This is a genomic window from Arthrobacter sp. Y3224055 (assembly GCF_059090825.1).
In genome coordinates this window covers 142187-158480 of the sequence record NZ_JBNHGB010000001.1, presented here as the reverse complement: position 1 = coordinate 158480, position 16294 = coordinate 142187, and the positions used below count along the sequence as shown (strand labels likewise).

16 protein-coding genes are annotated in these 16294 nt (G+C 69.9%); 9 read left to right on the top strand and 7 right to left on the bottom strand.

Features of this window, described 5'->3' with window-relative positions; all coding sequences use genetic code 11:
• Positions 1 to 25 precede the first annotated feature (25 nt).
• Both AC5RTY_RS00715 and AC5RTY_RS00710 read left to right on the top strand, forming a co-directional pair.
• The gene (locus AC5RTY_RS00715) at positions 26 to 658 is read left to right on the top strand and encodes a TetR family transcriptional regulator (protein WP_494049567.1); all 633 of its coding nucleotides are present in this window, start codon (positions 26 to 28) and stop codon (positions 656 to 658) included.
• Positions 659 to 662: 4 nt separating this feature from the next.
• Entirely contained in the window at positions 663 to 3263 is a 2601-nt protein-coding gene (locus AC5RTY_RS00710) for an MMPL family transporter (RefSeq protein ID WP_494138804.1), read from the top strand.
• Here the strand turns inward: AC5RTY_RS00710 and AC5RTY_RS00705 are convergent.
• Positions 3260 to 3586, bottom strand: a complete 327-nt coding sequence (locus AC5RTY_RS00705) for an MmcQ/YjbR family DNA-binding protein (protein ID WP_494049569.1) — start codon at positions 3584 to 3586, stop codon at positions 3260 to 3262. The genes AC5RTY_RS00710 and AC5RTY_RS00705 overlap by 4 nt on opposite strands.
• A gap of 92 nt (positions 3587 to 3678) precedes the next feature.
• On the bottom strand, positions 3679 to 5016 hold the full coding sequence (locus AC5RTY_RS00700) for a family 4 glycosyl hydrolase (protein ID WP_494138803.1): 1338 nt from the start codon (positions 5014 to 5016) through the stop codon (positions 3679 to 3681).
• Positions 5017 to 5248: 232 nt separating this feature from the next.
• Here AC5RTY_RS00700 and alr point away from each other — a divergent pair, with 232 nt between their 5' ends.
• From alr to AC5RTY_RS00665, 7 genes are all read left to right on the top strand, one after another.
• Positions 5249 to 6559: an alanine racemase gene (gene alr / locus AC5RTY_RS00695; RefSeq protein WP_494049570.1), complete on the top strand. Its 1311-nt coding sequence runs from the start codon at positions 5249 to 5251 to the stop codon at positions 6557 to 6559.
• 52 nt (positions 6560 to 6611) lie between these two features.
• Positions 6612 to 7265, top strand: a complete 654-nt coding sequence (tsaE, locus tag AC5RTY_RS00690; RefSeq protein ID WP_494138802.1) for a tRNA (adenosine(37)-N6)-threonylcarbamoyltransferase complex ATPase subunit type 1 TsaE — start codon at positions 6612 to 6614, stop codon at positions 7263 to 7265.
• A gap of 179 nt (positions 7266 to 7444) precedes the next feature.
• Positions 7445 to 7882 (top strand): VOC family protein, encoded by a 438-nt coding sequence (locus AC5RTY_RS00685; protein ID WP_494012659.1) that lies wholly within the window; start codon positions 7445 to 7447, stop codon positions 7880 to 7882.
• A gap of 123 nt (positions 7883 to 8005) precedes the next feature.
• Positions 8006 to 8674, top strand: a complete 669-nt coding sequence (tsaB, locus tag AC5RTY_RS00680) for a tRNA (adenosine(37)-N6)-threonylcarbamoyltransferase complex dimerization subunit type 1 TsaB (RefSeq protein WP_494049572.1) — start codon at positions 8006 to 8008, stop codon at positions 8672 to 8674.
• Positions 8675 to 8712: 38 nt separating this feature from the next.
• A complete protein-coding gene (gene rimI, locus AC5RTY_RS00675; RefSeq protein WP_494050092.1) occupies positions 8713 to 9258 on the top strand; it encodes a ribosomal protein S18-alanine N-acetyltransferase in 546 nt (181 codons plus the stop codon).
• Positions 9255 to 10322 (top strand): tRNA (adenosine(37)-N6)-threonylcarbamoyltransferase complex transferase subunit TsaD, encoded by a 1068-nt coding sequence (gene tsaD, locus AC5RTY_RS00670; protein WP_494049573.1) that lies wholly within the window; start codon positions 9255 to 9257, stop codon positions 10320 to 10322. Before rimI ends, tsaD begins: the two co-directional genes overlap by 4 nt.
• A 149-nt stretch (positions 10323 to 10471) precedes the next feature.
• The gene (locus AC5RTY_RS00665) at positions 10472 to 11557 is read left to right on the top strand and encodes a substrate-binding domain-containing protein (protein WP_494049574.1); all 1086 of its coding nucleotides are present in this window, start codon (positions 10472 to 10474) and stop codon (positions 11555 to 11557) included.
• Positions 11558 to 11577: 20 nt separating this feature from the next.
• Here the strand turns inward: AC5RTY_RS00665 and AC5RTY_RS00660 are convergent, their stop codons facing one another.
• The 5 genes from AC5RTY_RS00660 to AC5RTY_RS00640 form a co-directional block, all read right to left on the bottom strand.
• Positions 11578 to 12153: a hypothetical protein gene (locus AC5RTY_RS00660; RefSeq protein WP_494138801.1), complete on the bottom strand. Its 576-nt coding sequence runs from the start codon at positions 12151 to 12153 to the stop codon at positions 11578 to 11580.
• A gap of 10 nt (positions 12154 to 12163) precedes the next feature.
• On the bottom strand, positions 12164 to 13312 hold the full coding sequence (locus tag AC5RTY_RS00655) for a zinc-dependent alcohol dehydrogenase (protein ID WP_494049575.1): 1149 nt from the start codon (positions 13310 to 13312) through the stop codon (positions 12164 to 12166).
• A gap of 135 nt (positions 13313 to 13447) precedes the next feature.
• Positions 13448 to 13654, bottom strand: a complete 207-nt coding sequence (locus AC5RTY_RS00650) for a hypothetical protein (RefSeq protein WP_494000401.1) — start codon at positions 13652 to 13654, stop codon at positions 13448 to 13450.
• Positions 13655 to 13740: 86 nt separating this feature from the next.
• Positions 13741 to 14889, bottom strand: a complete 1149-nt coding sequence (locus AC5RTY_RS00645) for a glutamate--cysteine ligase (protein WP_494000400.1) — start codon at positions 14887 to 14889, stop codon at positions 13741 to 13743.
• A gap of 89 nt (positions 14890 to 14978) precedes the next feature.
• Positions 14979 to 16241 (bottom strand): THUMP-like domain-containing protein, encoded by a 1263-nt coding sequence (locus AC5RTY_RS00640; RefSeq protein ID WP_494049576.1) that lies wholly within the window; start codon positions 16239 to 16241, stop codon positions 14979 to 14981.
• Between the last annotated feature and the right edge of the window lie 53 nt (positions 16242 to 16294).

Below are 16294 nucleotides of genomic sequence, written 5' to 3'. Positions count from 1 at the left end.
TGCAACTTGTCCCTACACTGGCCCGATGAGCGCAGAAACTGCGGTTCCCCTGGAAGGGCTCCGTGAACGAAACAAGGCGGCCACGCGCGGCGCCATCACCGCGGCCGCCTTGCGGCTGACCAGGGAACAGGGGCCGGGCGGCTTCACGGTGGACCAGGTGGCAGCAGAGGCGGGCGTTTCGCGCCGGACCTTCTTCAACTACTTCCCCTCCGTCGAGGCGGCGGTCACGCGGCCGGTGGAAGAATTTTTGGCCGAGTCCTTTAAGCGGCTCGATGAGCGCCCGGACGACGAACCGATCATGGACGCGGTCCTGGCCACTTTCGGCGGGGAGATCAGTCAGGGACGGCTTGCGCTGCTGTGCGAGATCTACCAGATGGGTATCGACGACGCCCAGTTGGAGCGCGTGCAACTGCAAGCCTGGAGTCAGGCCAGGCAGTCGCTCGAAGACGGACTGCGCCCCCGGCTGCCGGAGAACGCCGGCGAGCTCATGGTCACGGCGCTTGCCGGTTCGCTGATCGCCTGCGCTCAGGCTGCCATGCGCATGGCCGCCACCCAAACCCCCGCCGGCGGGGCACCCGAACCGTCGGCCTTCCGGCAGCAGTTGCTCGAGAGCCTCACCATGCTGCGCAGCGGCTTCAACCCCCACTCCAAGGACTGACCCCATGGCCTCACTGCTCTACAGACTCGGTAAGCTCGCCGCGCAGAAACGCTGGTGGTTCGTCTCCGCGTGGCTGGTGGTCATGGTCGCCGTCGGCGGATCCGTCGCTGCCTTCATGGGCACCCTCTCCAACAGCTTCACCATTCCCGGCACTCCCGCCCAGGCGGTTGCGGACGACCTGCGGGAGAAAATGCCGGCCGCCTCGGGCGGCCTCGGCACCATCGTGTTCACGACGGCGGATGGTCGGGCGTTCACCGCGGGACACCAGGACGCCATTGCGGCCATCGCCGCGGACCTCACGAAGCTGGACGCGGTCAAGAACGCCACAAACCCGGTGGAATTGCAGGCCGCCCTGGACAATGCGCCACGGACGATCGCCGTCGGCGAAGAGAAGCTCGACGCCGCCGCGCAACGGCTTGAGGACGCCCAAGCCGAGCTGGACGCGGGCAAGGCGCAGTTGGAGCCGGGCCTGCAGCAGCTGAAGGCGGCCGAGGCGCAGATCGGGCAGCTGGAGGCAGCCGGCCAAGCGGCGATGGCCGAGCAGGCACGTGCCCGGCTGGAGCCGCAGCGGGCGCAGCTGGAAACGGCACGGGCCCGGTTGGCGGAAGCCGAACGCCAGCTGGCAGACGGCCGGGCGGAGCACGAGTCAGGCGTCGCCGATCTGGAGGCGGGGAAGCTGCGGCAGCAGTCCTCCGAGGGGCTGCGGTTCGTATCCGGGGACGGCTCGGCCGCGTTCATCCAGGTCCAGTTCGAGCAGGGCATGATGGAGGTTTCCAAGGAGGACCGCGAACAGGTCCAGGAGGTCACCGAGGCCGGCCTGGTGCCGGGACTGCGGGCGGAGTACAGCAAGGACATCGTCGAGGACATCTCCAGCCTGTTCGGAGCCGCCGAGATCATCGGCATCGCGGTCGCCGCCGCCGTCCTGGTGCTCATGCTCGGCACGCTCATCGCGGCCGGACTGCCGCTGCTGATGGCGATCGTCGGCGTCGGGGTCGGCGTGGGCGGCACCATGGCGCTCAGCGGTGTCATCGAGATGAGCTCGGTTTCGCCGGTGCTGGCGCTGATGCTGGGCCTGGCCGTGGGCATCGACTACTCCCTGTTCATCGTCAACCGCCACCGCACCCAGCTGCTCTCCGGCGTGCCGCTGATCGAATCGATCGGCCGGGCCACCGGCACCTCCGGCAACGCAGTGCTCTTTGCCGGGCTCACCGTGATCATCGCCCTCGCCGCGCTGGCGGTGCCGGGCATTCCGTTCCTGACGGTGCTGGGACTGGCCGGAGCCGCAACGGTGGCGGTCGCCGTCGTCGTCGCCTTGACCTTGACCCCGGCGATGCTGGCCATCATGGGCAGGCGCATTCTCTCCCGACGCGCATGGGCCAAGGCCGGCCTGCCCGGCCCGGCCGCCGCCGACGCAGAGACCACGACGAGGGTGGCGGACTTCCACAACGACCCCAAGCGCAGCTGGGGCAAGACGGTGACGAAGCACCCGTGGCTCGCGCTGGCCGCGGGCGTGGCGGTGCTGGGCCTGATGGCGGTGCCGGCCGCCGAGCTGCGGCTGGGCCTGCCGGACGGCAGCTCCGAGCCTGCGGACTCTACGGCCTACCAGTCCTACCGCCAACTGGGCGCGAGCTTCGGCGAGGGAATAAACGGCCCGCTCATCGTGGTGGCCGACCTCCCTGCGGGCCTGGAAGGGACCGGGACCGACGAGGCGCTGCTGCGGCTATCGCAGGAGCTGCGGTCGATGGACCACGTCGCCGCAGCCGTTCCGACCGGCACCAGCGGGGACGGGCGCACCGCCGTGCTCCAGGTCGTTCCCGCAGAGGGCCCAGCGGCCGAAAGCACCGAGGAGCTGGTCCATAACCTCCGGGCGCAGGCCGGCGCACTCGAGCAGGAGACCGGCGTCGCGATCTCCGTGACCGGGCAGCCGGCGATGCAGATCGACGTCTCCGACAAGCTGGCGGACGCCATGCCGGTCTATCTGGCCATCGTGATCGGGCTCTCGCTGATCCTGCTGCTGCTGGTCTTCCGCTCCGTCCTGGTGCCGCTGCTGGCCACCGCGGGTTTCCTGCTGTCACTCGGGGCCAGCTTCGGCGCCGTGGTGGCGATCTACCAGTGGGGCTGGCTGGGCGGCATCTTCGACGTCCACGACCCCGGGCCGATCCTGAGCTTCCTGCCGATGATCATGATCGGCGTGCTGTTCGGCCTGGCGATGGACTACCAGATGTTCCTGGTCTCCGGCATGCGTGAATCCTATGCGCACGGCGAGGACGCCAGGGCCGCCGTGGTCAGCGGCTTCAACCACGGCGCCAAGGTAGTCACGGCCGCGGCAATCATTATGGTCTCCGTGTTCGCCGGGTTCATCTTTTCCCACCTGACCATGGTCCGGCCGATCGGCTTCGCGCTGGCCCTGGGCGTGCTGCTGGACGCGTTCGTGGTGCGGATGACGCTGATCCCGGCGGCGATGCACCTGTTCGGCAAGGCGGCCTGGTGGATGCCGGCGTGGCTGGACAGGGTGCTCCCGGACGTGGATGTGGAAGGCGCCAAGCTGGCGCAGCACGCCCGGCGGCCCGAGCAGGCCGAGGCGCAGCCCGCCGGGGCGCGCTAACGTCCCGGACGGGCCCGGGGGTGCCGGCCTCCGGCGAGCCGGAACGATTCGTCGAGCAATTCTTCGAGATGGCCGGGTTCGACTTTGTCCAGGCGCATCAGCACCAGCAGCCGGGAACGCTCGTGGTGCGGGGTCCAAAAGAAGACGTCCGGAGCCGTCGCGGCCAGGGCGTCGCGCTCGTCGGACTTGACGGTCAGCACGCCCGGCTCCCACATCCGCGCCATCAGCGACTTGGCGAACCAGGCGGGCTGGCCCCAGCTGGGCCGCTCGGTGACGCCGGGCAGGGCCAGACAGAGGCGGCGCACATCGTCCTCGGTGGGCATGTCCTCACCCTGCCACGTGCGGCGCCGGCGGACCAGCCTCCCCGCCCGGCCGGCCTTACCGGCCGGCCGGCCGGGGCCGCGATCAGGCCCGGTCAGTTCCAGCGGTATCCGTGGGCCTGTTCGTAGGCCGCGAGCAGGCGGTGGGCCACATGGCCGGAGGTAATCAGCGGATGGATCATGAAGGCCCGCAGGGCCGCCGCGCGGTCTCCCTGCCCGCCGCGGATGACCTCCTGCTCCACGGCCTTGAGCTGCGTCATCAGTCCGGCCTGGTGCAGGGTCAGCGGCTTTACCGGCAGGGGACGGGCGCCGTCCGCATCCACCACCGACGGAACCTCCACGACGGCGTCGTCCGGCAGTTGCGGGATGGTGCCGGCGTTGCGCACGTTGAGGATCAGCTCCGTGCGCTCGCCGGACAGCAGGGCGCGCATCACGTCCAGGGCCACCTGCTCGTAGCCGCCGGCGGCCAGGTCCTGTTCGTCGCGCGAGACGCCGATCTCGCGGGCCTCGGAGAGATAGCCCTCCTCGCGGCGGCGCAGGGCGTCCTCCCAGTCCGCGTAGGGGGTTCCGGAAGCCTGCAGCCTGGCGTACAACTCCTGCTGCAAGTCGTGGATGGACTCGCCGCGGGTCTGGGCGGCGCCGGCCAGGGCCAGGGTGGCCTCCCGGCGGAAGTAGTAATAGAACAGGTAGGCATTCGGAATGGCGCCGAGCACCTGCAGTTCGCGCGTGCCGAAGATCCGGCCCTCTTCGAACGACTGGAGCCGCCCCGGCTCGCCGAGCAAACCGGGAAGCCGGTCCCGGCCCTCGTGCTCCAGCCCGCGCAGCCACCCCAGGTGGTTGAGGCCCGCATAATCCACGCCCGCCAACGAGCCGCGGCGCAGCGTGACCCCGGCGGCCCTCGCCGCGCGGCGCACCAGCCCGATGGGCGTGTCGCAGATCCCGACCACCCGATGGCCGAGCAGCGGCAGCACGGCTTCGGTGACCAGCCCGGCGGGATTGGTGAAGTTAATCAGCCACGCGCCCGGGCACAATTCACTCATCCGCCTGGCGATGTGCAGGGCGGCGGGGACGGCGCGCAGGCCGGCGGCTATCCCGGCGGCGCCGGTGGTCTCCTGGCCCAGCAGGTTCAGCCGGGTTGCCACCCGTTCGTCCAGCGTCCTGCCCAGGGTGCCGCCGGGACGGATGGCCGAGAAAACGACGTCGGCGCCGGCCAGGGCGCTATCCAGGTCGCGGGCGGACTCGATCTTCGGCGGCCGGCCGGCCCCGGGCAAGGGAGCATCCTCCAGCACCCGGACGATCGCCCGCTGCCGGCTGGCGTCTACGTCGTGGAGCACCAGCCGGTCCACCAGGCCGGCCGCGGATCCGTTGGCCAGTGCGCGATAGACCAGCGGCACCCGGAACCCGCCGCCGCCCAGTATGGCAAGTGTTGCCACTGCTCCCCCCGAACCATTGACATTGGATAACGATCGGCCGCCCGCGGCCCGGGACCCGGCCCTTGCTTGTATTGTGCCAGCATGGGCCAACCACAGGCCCAGGCGGCTGAACCTGCGCCCGCGCCGAAGATCGTCGGCCGGTGCCTTCGCTGCTGTACGTTCGACGCGGTGCCTTCCGCCCCGCGGCGCAGGCCTTCAGCCGGAAGCATGCTTCGGATGGGAGAATGGATCCGTGAGCTCTACAACGTCACTGCTGCCCTATGACCGCCAAGCCGTCATTGACCTGGCCGCCATCCGCGCCAACGTGCGTCACCTGCGCGAGGTCGCGGCTCCGGCCCGGGTGATGGCGGTGGTCAAGGCGGACGCCTACGGCCACGGCGCCGTCCCGGTGGCCCGGGCCGCACTGGAAGCCGGTGCGTCCTGGCTGGGCGTTGCGCACTTCACCGAGGGGCTGGCCCTGCGCGCGGCGGGCCTCGACGCGCCCATCCTGGCCTGGCTGCACACCCCGGACACGGACTTCGCCGCGGGCATCGAGGCCGGGATCGACGTCGGCGTGTCCGGTTGGGAACTGGAGCCGGTGGTCAAGGCGGCCCGGCGGCTCGAACGGCCGGCACGCGTGCACCTGAAGATCGATACCGGGCTGGGGCGCAACGGCTGCCCGCCGGCGCTCTGGGAGGACCTGGTCAACCGGGCCGTGGAGTACCAGGAACAGGGGCTGCTGCGGGTGGTCGGCGTCTTCTCCCACCTGGCGGTCGCCGATGAACCGCACCGGCCGGAGACGGACGAGCAGGTGGACCGTTTCCGCGAGGCCGTAGCGGTGGCCGAGAACGCGGGGTTGGACCTGGAGGTCCGCCACCTGGCCAACACGCCCGGTACGCTCAGCCGCCCGGACGCGCACTTCGACATGGTCCGCGTGGGGCTGGGCATTTACGGGCTCTCGCCCTTCGAGGGGCAGACCCCCGAGGAACTCGGGCTGGTGCCGGCCATGACGTTGCGCGCACGGGTGGCGAACTGCAAACGGGTGCCCAGCGGCCAGGGCGTCTCCTACGGGCTCAGCTACCTGACCTCCGGGCCGAGCACGCTGGTGCTGGTGCCGCTGGGCTATGCGGACGGCATCCCGCGCAGCGCCGCCAACGTCCAGGTGTCCATCCGCGGCCGCCGCTATGACGTGGTGGGCCGGGTGGCCATGGACCAGTTCGTGGTGGACCTGAGGACCAACGACGCCGAAGACCTCGTGGGTGAGGAAGTGATCGTTTTCGGGCCGGGCCGGGACGTCCCGGACGCCCAGGACTGGGCGGCGGGCGCCGGCACCATTAACTACGAGATTGTCACCCGCGTCAGCCAGCGGGTCCCGCGCTACTACACCGGAACCGCCGACGAACGGGAGGGCGGCGAGGCCGGCACTGAAGCGGCCGCGGCACCCGGAGTCACGGCGTCCGCGGCCGAGCAGGCAGCGGCGGCGGCCCAGGTCCGGGCAGCGCTGGCCGCGATCGACGACCGGAACACCGACAGCGCCGGGGATCCCGGCGCCGTGCTGGCATGAAGGCCGTGCTTACATGAAGGATGACACCGACCGGACAGGGGGAGCACCTGCCATGACGCAGCAGCAACCGGCCGCGCCGGTGTGGGAGCGCGAGTTCCACGTGGGCTCGGCCGAGGAAACGCAGGCGCTCGCCGCCCGGCTGGGCAGGATTTTGCGGGCAGGCGACCTGGTGGTGCTTAGCGGCGGGCTGGGGGCGGGCAAGACCACCTTCACCCAGGGGCTGGGAGAAGGACTCGGCGTCCGTCCCGGCATCATTTCCCCCACCTTCGTGCTGGTCCGCAGCCACCCCAGCATGAACGGCGGGCCGGATTTGGTCCACGTGGATGCCTACCGGCTGCAGTCGGACGGGGAGATCGACGACATCGACCTGGAAAACACCATGGACCAGGCCGTGACCGTGGTCGAGTGGGGCCGCGGCCGGGTGGAGCACCTCTCCGAGAGCTGGTTGGACATTTCGCTGGTCCGGGCCACCGGGGCAGACCTGGCAAAGCGGCCAGCCGAGGGAGCGCAGGACGGGCGGCTGGGTGCGGCACCGGGTGCCGCCGTGCCGGGCGACGCCGCCGTGCAGGCCGCCGGGGGTGGCGCCGCGGAAGCGCAGCGGAGCACCGGCGTCGTGCTCGACTTTGACGAGCCCGACGACGGCGAGCCGCGGCTGATCCGCATGGCCGCCTACGGGCCGCGCTGGGCCGCGTACATCTTTGCCTGACCCGCAGCGGATGTTCCCGTCGCGCCGGTTGCGGAGGCGCCGCCGGGCCTGCGGGCACCGCCGTTTCATCGGCGCGGGTGAATTCAGCCGGACGGGGACCTCGGGGAGCCCGCGGTCTTCACGGCCCCCTGGCGCAGGTCCATAATCGATGGCGTCATCAGACCACGAGGAGGCCCGCCATGGAGACCAAGCTGAACCCGTACCTGGGATTCCGCGACCAGGCCAGGGAAGCCATGACGTTCTACCAGTCGGTGTTCGGCGGCGAATTGACGCTGAACACCTTCGGCGATTTCCAGGCCAGCGACGACCCGGCGGAGACCGACAAGATCATGCACTCGCAACTGTCCACCGAGCGCGGGCTGGTGCTCATGGCAGCGGACACCCCCGCCAGCATGGAATACACCCCCGGGTCCAGCCACTCGCTCTCGCTCAGCGGCGACAACGAGGCCGAACTGCGCGGCTACTGGGAAAAGCTGATCGACGGCGCCGACGTCACGGAGCCGTTGCAAAAAGCGCCCTGGGGCGACACCTTCGGCATGTGCACGGACAGGTTCGGCATCCAGTGGCTGGTCAACATCGCCGGCACGCCGCAGGAAGCCGGCACACCGCAGGCGTGAGCGCCGCCCAACATGGCCCGCCTGCGCGGCCGCCGAGGGGCCCTAACCCTGTCCCGGCCGCGGTGCGGCGCCTCCTGATCGGCGCCCGACAGGCACCCCGCGTGCCTCAAGTAAAATTGATGCGTGCTCATTCTCTCCATTGATACCTCCGCCATCGCCAGCGCCGCGTTGCTGGCCGGACAAGGAGAGACCCTGGCCGCGTTCGCCACCGAGGACACGCGCACCCATGCCGAGGTGCTGGCCCTCGGGATCAGCAAAATCATGACGACGGCGGACGTCACCGGCGCCGAACTCGACGCGTTGGTGGTGGGTGTGGGCCCGGGACCGTTCACCGGCCTGCGCTCCGGCATCGCCACCGCGCGGGCGCTGGCCTTCGCCTGGGGCAAGCCGCTGCACGGGGCGATGAGCCTGGACGCCATCGCCGTGGACGCCGCTCCGGACGCGTGGCGCGCCGGCGTGGACGAGTTCGTGGTGGCCACCGACGCCCGGCGCAAGGAAGTGTACTGGGCGCGCTACCGCAGTACCGGCGGCACGCACGAACTGCTCGACGGCCCGCATGTCGGCGCGCCCTCGGACGTTCCGCGCCTGCCCGCCTACGGCATGGGTGCCGGGCTGTATCCGGATCAACTGCTGGCCGTCACCGAGTACAGCGGCACCCAGCCGACCGCCGAAGCGCTGGGCCGCACCGCCGTCGCCCGCCTGGACAAGGGGCTTGCCCTGCCGGATACCACGCCGCTGTACCTGCGCGAGTCCGATGCCAAGGTTCCCGGTCCGCGGAAGCGCGCCCTGTGACCGCCCGCACGCCGCGGCCGGCGGGCGGCATCCGGCCGATGACCGAGGCCGACGTGCCGGCCGTGGACGCGCTGGAACGGAAGCTGTTCCCGGACGACGCGTGGCCGACGGAAATGTTTTACGAGGAACTGGCACAGGACACCCGCAGCTACTTCGTGGCCGAGGACGCGCTCGGCACGGTGATCGGCTACGCCGGGCTGATGTGCGTGCGGCCGATCGCCGATGTGCAGACCATTGCGGTGGTCCCCGAGCGCGAGGGGCAAGGCATCGGCACCACGTTGCTGACCCTGCTGATCGACCTGGCACGCAGCCAGCGGGCCGACGACGTCTTGCTGGAAGTGCGCGCGGACAACCCCCGGGCGCAGCGGCTCTACCGCTGGTTCGGCTTCGAGCAGATCCATGTGCGCCCGCGCTACTACCGGGGCGGCGTTGATGCCCTGATCATGCGGCTGCGCCTCAAGGACTGGGCAGGTGCTCCCGGCACCGATGCCCAAACCGGCACCGACAGCGGCACCGGCACCGACGGCGGCACCGGGACCGGCCGGACAAACCACGAACCCGAGACGACGGAGGACACGCCATGAACCGCACCGAACCGCTGGTGGTGGGCATCGAGTCCTCCTGCGACGAAACGGGCGTGGGCATCGTCCGCGGGGATACGCTCCTGGCCAACACGGTGTCCTCCTCGATGGAGGAACACGTGCGCTTCGGCGGAGTGATCCCGGAAATAGCCTCCCGCGCCCACCTCGATGCCTTCATCCCCACGCTGGAACAGGCGCTGGACACGGCCGGGGTCACCCTCGGCGAAGTGGACGCGCTCGCGGTGACCTCCGGCCCCGGGCTGGCCGGCGCCCTGATGGTCGGGGTGTGCGCGGCCAAGGCCCTGGCGCTGGCCACCGGCAAGCCGCTGTACGCCATCAACCACCTGGTCGCCCATGTGGGCGTCGGCGTGCTGGACGGGGGAGCGCTGCCGGAGAACCTGGGCGCGCTGCTGGTCTCCGGCGGACACACGGAGATCCTGCGCGTGCGCTCGCTGACCGACGACGTCGAACTGCTCGGCTCCACCATCGACGACGCGGCGGGTGAAGCCTACGACAAGGTGGCCCGCATCCTGGGCCTGGGCTATCCCGGCGGCCCGGCGATCGACAAACTGGCGCGGGAGGGCGACCCGGGGCGCATCCGGTTCCCCCGCGGACTGAGCCAGCCCAAATACATGGGCTCGGCCGAGGCCCCCGGCCCGCACCGCTATGACTGGTCCTTCTCCGGCCTGAAGACGGCCGTGGCCCGCTGCGTGGAGCAGTTCGAGGCCGCCGGGGAACCCCTGCCGGTGGCCGACATCGCCGCGTCCTTCCAGGAAGCCGTGGCGGACGTCATCACCGCGAAGGCGATGCTGGCCTGCACCGAGAACGGCGTTACCAACCTGCTGCTCGGCGGCGGCGTTGCGGCGAACTCGCGGCTGCGGGCGCTGACCGAGGAACGCTGTGCGGAGCACGGCATCACCCTGCGGGTGCCGCCGGTTTCCCTGTGCACGGACAACGGGGCGATGGTCGCCGCGCTCGGCGCCCAGGTGGTTATGGCCGGCGGCAGGCCCTCCGGCCTCGAATTCGCTCCGGATTCGTCCATGCCGGTCACCAGCGTGCACCTCTAGGGCGATCCGGCCCGCGCCCGCCGCGCAGGCCGCACACCGTCTATCCCAATCCGCGGCGGGGTCCTAGGCTGAAATCACGGCGGGGCACGCCGGCCCCTCCTCACAACTCTCCCATCCGGTCGGACGGCGGAACGACGGAGGTCAACGTCATGGGTTCATTAGCCGGACGAATGAAACTGCCGGCGGCGGTGGCCGTCACGGCGGCGCTTTTGCTGACGTCCTGTTCCCGCACGGGTGAAGAGACGGGGGAGGGGCCGGAAGCGGGAGGCGCCGGAGGGTTCGAGAGCGGCTCCTTGATCGGCGTGTCCCTCTCCGCCGACACCGCGTACGCCGAAGCGCTGTTCACCGAACAGATCGAGGGCTCGAACTTTGAACCGAATGTCCAGGTTGCCGAAACCGCCGCTGAACAGCAGCAACAAATCAGCACCATGCTCGAGGGTGAACCGGAGGTGCTGATCGTGGACCCGGCAGACCCGGCAGGCCTGGGGGAGCAGTTGGCCGCGGCGCAGGAGGCGCAAATCCCGGTCATCGCATTCGGCACCATGGTCATGGGCACCGGCGCGGTCGGCTACCTGGTGGGCGCGGATGCCTTCCAAACCGGTGAGCTCCAGGCCCAGGCACTGCTCGATGGGCTGGCCGAACGGCAGGGCGAAGGACCCTACAACGTCGAGCTGTTCAGCGGCCACCCGGACGACGGCGGCGCGCGCCTGGCGTTCGACGGAGCCATGAGCGTGCTGCAGCCCAAGATCGACGACGGCACCGTGGCCGTGCTGTCCGGGCAGACGGATTTCGAGGCAACCGCCGGCAAAAACCCGGATGCGGCGGCAGAACGGCTGGCCGGCCTGTTGCAGGAGGAATATGCCTCCGACGACGTGCACGGCATCCTGGCCGCCGATGACGCCACCGCCCAGGCCCTCATCCGGGCCGCCGAAGACGGCGGGCAGGACTCCGCCGTCGTCGTCGGCAGCGGATCCGCCCCGGAAGCCGTGGAATCAATCATGGCCGGCAAGCAGTACGCCACCACCTACGCCGACCCAGCGGCCATGGTGGGGGAGGCCCTGACGGTCGTCAAAGGGTTCGCGCAGGACGATGCACCCGAGGCCGACGAGGAAGAGTTTTACGGCAACGCGCAAACCAGCGTGGCCGCCTACCTGACCGAAGCGGAGCCGGTCACCAAGGAGAACGCCGCGGAGGTCTTCGCCGACAACCAGGAACTGCTGCAGCTCGTCAAGTAGACGCCGCGGGATCTTCCCGTTCAGGCGCGCAGGCGCCGGGCCAGGCCCCTGGCCGCCAGCGCTGCCAGGCCGCCTGCCGCCAGCCAGGGACCGGCCACGATGACCGGGTCGAGCCACTGGTGGCTCAGGTCGGCACGCTTAGCCCCGGTCCGGGAGGCCAGCCCGTGATGGCTGAACTCGCTGCGCACACCGGATTCGGTGACGGGATTGTCCGGACGCAGGGTCGCGAAGGAGCGGAGGTGGCTTTCCCAGGCATCGACCCGGTCGGCGGCCAGCAGGATCACCCAGTGGGCCGCCCGCGCCTCGCTGTACTTCCGGTAGGAGTACCGCCGCAGGGCGCCCGAGAGTCCCTTGGGCGGCGTCGACGTGCCGAAGACGGGCGTCAGCATGCGGTGCTCAAGGGATCGCTCGCGCGACCATTTCTCCTCCTGGCGGTCGGGAAAGTCCCAGTGTGCGCCGGTGGCTCCGGGATCGAAGCGTTCCTTCGGCACGGCCGGACGGTCCTTCGGATCCAGGTCGGCACCCCAGCCCGGGATCCGGGCGCGGAGTTCTTCGCTGGTATGCCTGCGCTCGGGTTTTTCGGCTCTGTAGGGCATCGGGGGTCTCCTAGCCGGCATCGGGCACGATGAGCGGCTTGATGCAGCCATCGAGTTTCGACGAGAAAATGTGATAACCGTCGGAGATATGCTCCAGCGGTATGCGGTGGGTAACGATGTCGTTGGGTTTCAGGTAACCGTTGCGGATGTGCTCGAACAGCCGCGGCCACTGGCGCTTGACCGGGCATTGGTTCATCCGCAGCGTCAACCCTTTGTTCAGGGCGTCCCCGAACTTCACCGCGCTGAACATCGGACCGTAGGCGCCCATCACGGAAATGGTCCCGCCCTTGCGGACCGAATCGATGGCCCAGTTCAGGGCGACGGGCGAGCCGCCCTGCAGCTTGAACTTGGCGGAGGTGAGGTGCTGGGTCAGGTTGCCGTCCGCCTCGGCGCCCACGGCGTCGATCGCCACGTCCGCCCCCAGATCATCCGTCACCTTCTTCAGGTGCACCACGATGTCGTCATGCTCGACGAAGTTGTAGGTCTCCGCCTGCGCGAAGGAACGGGCCATCTCCAGCCGGTACTCCAGGTGGTCGATGACGATCACGCGCCCTGCTCCCATGAGCCAGGCGGACTTTGCGGCAAACAACCCCACCGGTCCTGCCCCGAACACCACCACGGTGTCGCCTTCGACGATGTCGCCCAACTGCGCCCCGAAGTAGCCGGTGGGCAGGGCGTCGGTGAGCATCACGGCGTCCTCGTCGTCCATCCAGTCCGGGATCAGGGCGGGGCCGACGTCGGCGAAGGGCACCCGGACGTATTCGGCCTGGCCGCCGTCGTAGCCTCCGCAGGTGTGGGAGTAGCCGTAGATGGCGCCCACCGCCGTGGCATTCGGATTCACGTTGTGGCAGTTGGAGTACAGGCCCCGCGCGCAGAAGTAACAGGAACCGCAGTACACGTTGAACGGCACCATGACCCGGTCGCCGGGTGCGAGGTTCCGGACCGACGGCCCCACCTCGTGGACCACGCCGATGAACTCGTGGCCGAAGGTCATCCCGACCCGGGTATCGGGCATCATGCCGTGGTAAAGGTGCAGGTCCGAGCCGCAGATACCGGCCAGCGTCACCCGGACTATGGCATCGTTGGGGTGTTCAATGGCGGGAATGTCTTTTTCTTCTACCCGGGTCTTGTAGGGCCCGCGGTACACCATGGCTCTCATCGGTGCCTCCTGGGGGAAGCGGATAGTCGAGTGCCCGCAAGCTTCACACGCCCGGCAAGCAACGGTCAAGGCCCTCAGGCGTCCGGGAGGCCCCCGCCCGGGAGACCGTGTTGCCGGAGACCGGCGTGGCCGGTCCTAGGCGCCGTCTTCCGGGTCCCGCGGGGAGGCCGGTTCCTTGTCCCCGTCTTCCGCCCGGTCCTCGGGCCCGCGGTCGACGTCCGGTTCGATGGCGGCAGCCAGGCCGGCCGAGCCGGCGTGCGGCGGCGCGTCGGAATCCTGCTCCGGATCCGGGGCGTCCGCCTGGTACAGCGCCTCGTCGTCAGCGTGCTTGTCCCCGGCCATGCCCAGCCCTTTCCCGCATCCGGCTCTGTATTCCCTGGGGCAGAGCCTACGCCTGTTCGGGACCAAACGGGACCGGTTTCCGGCTCTCAGTTGCTCCCGCGAAGCTGGCTGACCACGTCGAGGACGACGGCGCGCAGGTCGCCGCCGTGTTCCGCGGCAACCCTGCGCTGGCGCTGGTAGCCGGCGCCGGCTTCGAGGATCTTCTCCACGTCTGCCAGTTCGTCGCTGCAGCCAAGCTTTCGGGCGACCGGTTCCAGCCGGTTCAGCACGTGTTCGCGCAGGTGCTCCGTGACCGGCATTTCCTTGCCGGCGGCGTTGAGGATGATGATGGCGTCCATGCCGTAGCGGGCGGCACGCCACTTGTTCTCCTGCACGTGCCACGGCGGCATGGTGGGGATGGCCCAGCCGTTGTCCAGGGCGGTGGAGAACTCGTCCACCAGGCATTGCGTCAGCGCGGCCACGGCCCCGACGTCCTGCAGGGTGGACAGCCCGTCGCACACCCGCATCTCGATGGTGCCCAGCGCGGGAACCGGCCGGATGTCCCAGCGGATCTCGCTGATCGTGTCGATCACCCCGGTGGTGAACATGTCCTCGACGTAATCCTCGTACACCGCCCAGCTGGGGAACTGGAACGGCAGCCCCGCGGTGGGCAGCTGCTGGAACATCAGCGCGCGCTGCGAGGCGTAGCCGGTGTCCTCTCCCGCCCAGAAGGGGGAGGAGGCGGAGATCGCCTGGAAGTGCGGGAAATAGTTGACGAGCCCGTCCAACACCGGCAGGGCCTTGTCCCGGTGGTCCAGGCCCACGTGCACGTGCACGCCGTAAATCACCATCTGGTGCCCCCACCACTGGGTACGGTCGATCAGCTTGGCGTACCGTTCCTTGTCGGTGACCGGCTGCAACCGCGGCGCGGCAAACGGATGGCTGCCCGCGCAGAAAAGCTCCACCCCCATCGGGTCGGTGACGTCGCGGACGGCCGCCAGGGCGCTGCTCAGGTCCGCTTTGGCCTCGCGGACGGTGTTGCAGACGCCGGTGACCAGCTCCACGGTGTTCAGCAGCAGCTCTTGCTTCACGTGCGGGTGCTCGTCATCGTCCCGCAGCTCCGGATGCCCGGCGCGGACGGCGTCCAGCACCTGCTCGGCCACCGAGACCAGTTCGCCGGTCTGGGCATCCACCAGCGCCAGCTCCCACTCAACCCCGAGGGAGGATTGGGCGGACCGTGCGAAATCGATGTACAAACGTTGCTCCGTCTTTGGCTGGACCGGCTGCCGCCGGAGGTATGCGTCTGCTGGGGCCGCGGGGCCAGACACAGCTTGATTCTAGTGCGTCAGGGCCTGGCGCTGCGCTCGCGGCTGCGGGCGCCGGCGGCGGGAACGGGCTCGACGACGATGGCGATCCGGTCCTCGCCGACCCTCGTCAGCACCAGGGTCGCCTTGTTCGGCCCCTTGCCGGAACCGGTCAACAGGGTCTTGCGCAGCTCGTCCGGTGCAACCGACGTGCCGCGCTTCTTGATCTCCAGCGTGCCGATCCGGCTCGCCTTCACCCAGGCCTTGAGCTTCTTGACGTTGTACGGCTTGACCTCCAGCACCCGGTACGCCCGGGCGAACGGCGATGGCTGCAGCTGCGGGGCGCAGATGTAGGCGATGTGCTCATCCAGCAGGTGCCCGCCCAGCCCGCGGGCCAGGTCGGCCACCAGCCCGGCGCGGATCACGGCGCCGTCGGGCTCGTACAGGTACCCCGCCGCCGGTCCGATCGCCACGTCCTGGTTGGCCGGGTCGTAGCCGACGGCGCTGGTCAGCTCGGCGGCGCCGCCGGCTCCGGTGACCAATGCCGCCCGCCGGATGCCCGGCCGCGCCAGCCGGTTGAACCACAGCGCCGCCTCGACCACCTCGCCGTCGACGGATACCCATTGGGCCTCGCAGTTGTCGGGCAGCGCCTCATGGGGAATCCCCGGGCCGAGCTTGACCCCGACCGGCATTCCCCGGTCAGCCAGCCCCTCCACGAAGGACAGCGGCGGAGAAAACGCCTCCGGGTCGAAGATCCGGGTGGTGCCCGAGGCCGTCGTCGTCCGCCGCGCCGGGTCCAGCCACACGCCGTCGATCCCGGTGAGGTCCAGTCCCTCCGCATCGGCATTGACCACGGTCGCGGTCGGCCACGGCATCAGGTTGATGGTGGCCACCGCGGCGGTGGTCTCGTCCCGTTCCACGGCGGTGACTCTGCGGTCCAGGCTGGCCAGCGCCATGGCGTCCGCGCCGATTCCACAGCCCAGGTCCGCGACGTGCTCCACCCCGGCGGCCTGGAACCGCCGCGCGTGCAGGGCCGCGATGTTCAGCCGCGTGGCCTGTTCCAGCCCCGCCGTGGTGAACAGCATTTTCTCCGCGAACGGACCGAACTTCGCCTTGGCCTTCGCACGCAGGCGGGACTGTGTCATGGCGGCTGAGACCAGTTCGGGGGAGTGGCCGGCCTTGCGCAGTTCGGTGCCGGTGTGCAGGCTCTCCGCTTCGGAATAGGGGCCGAGCGAATTCAGCAGCTCCCAGCCTTCCGGAGTGAGAATCGGTGCAATGCTCTCGGCGTGGGTCTCGGGTGCCATGGTTTCAAGCCTAGTGCAGCGGATTCAGGCGGCGACGCAGGCAGGCGGACCGG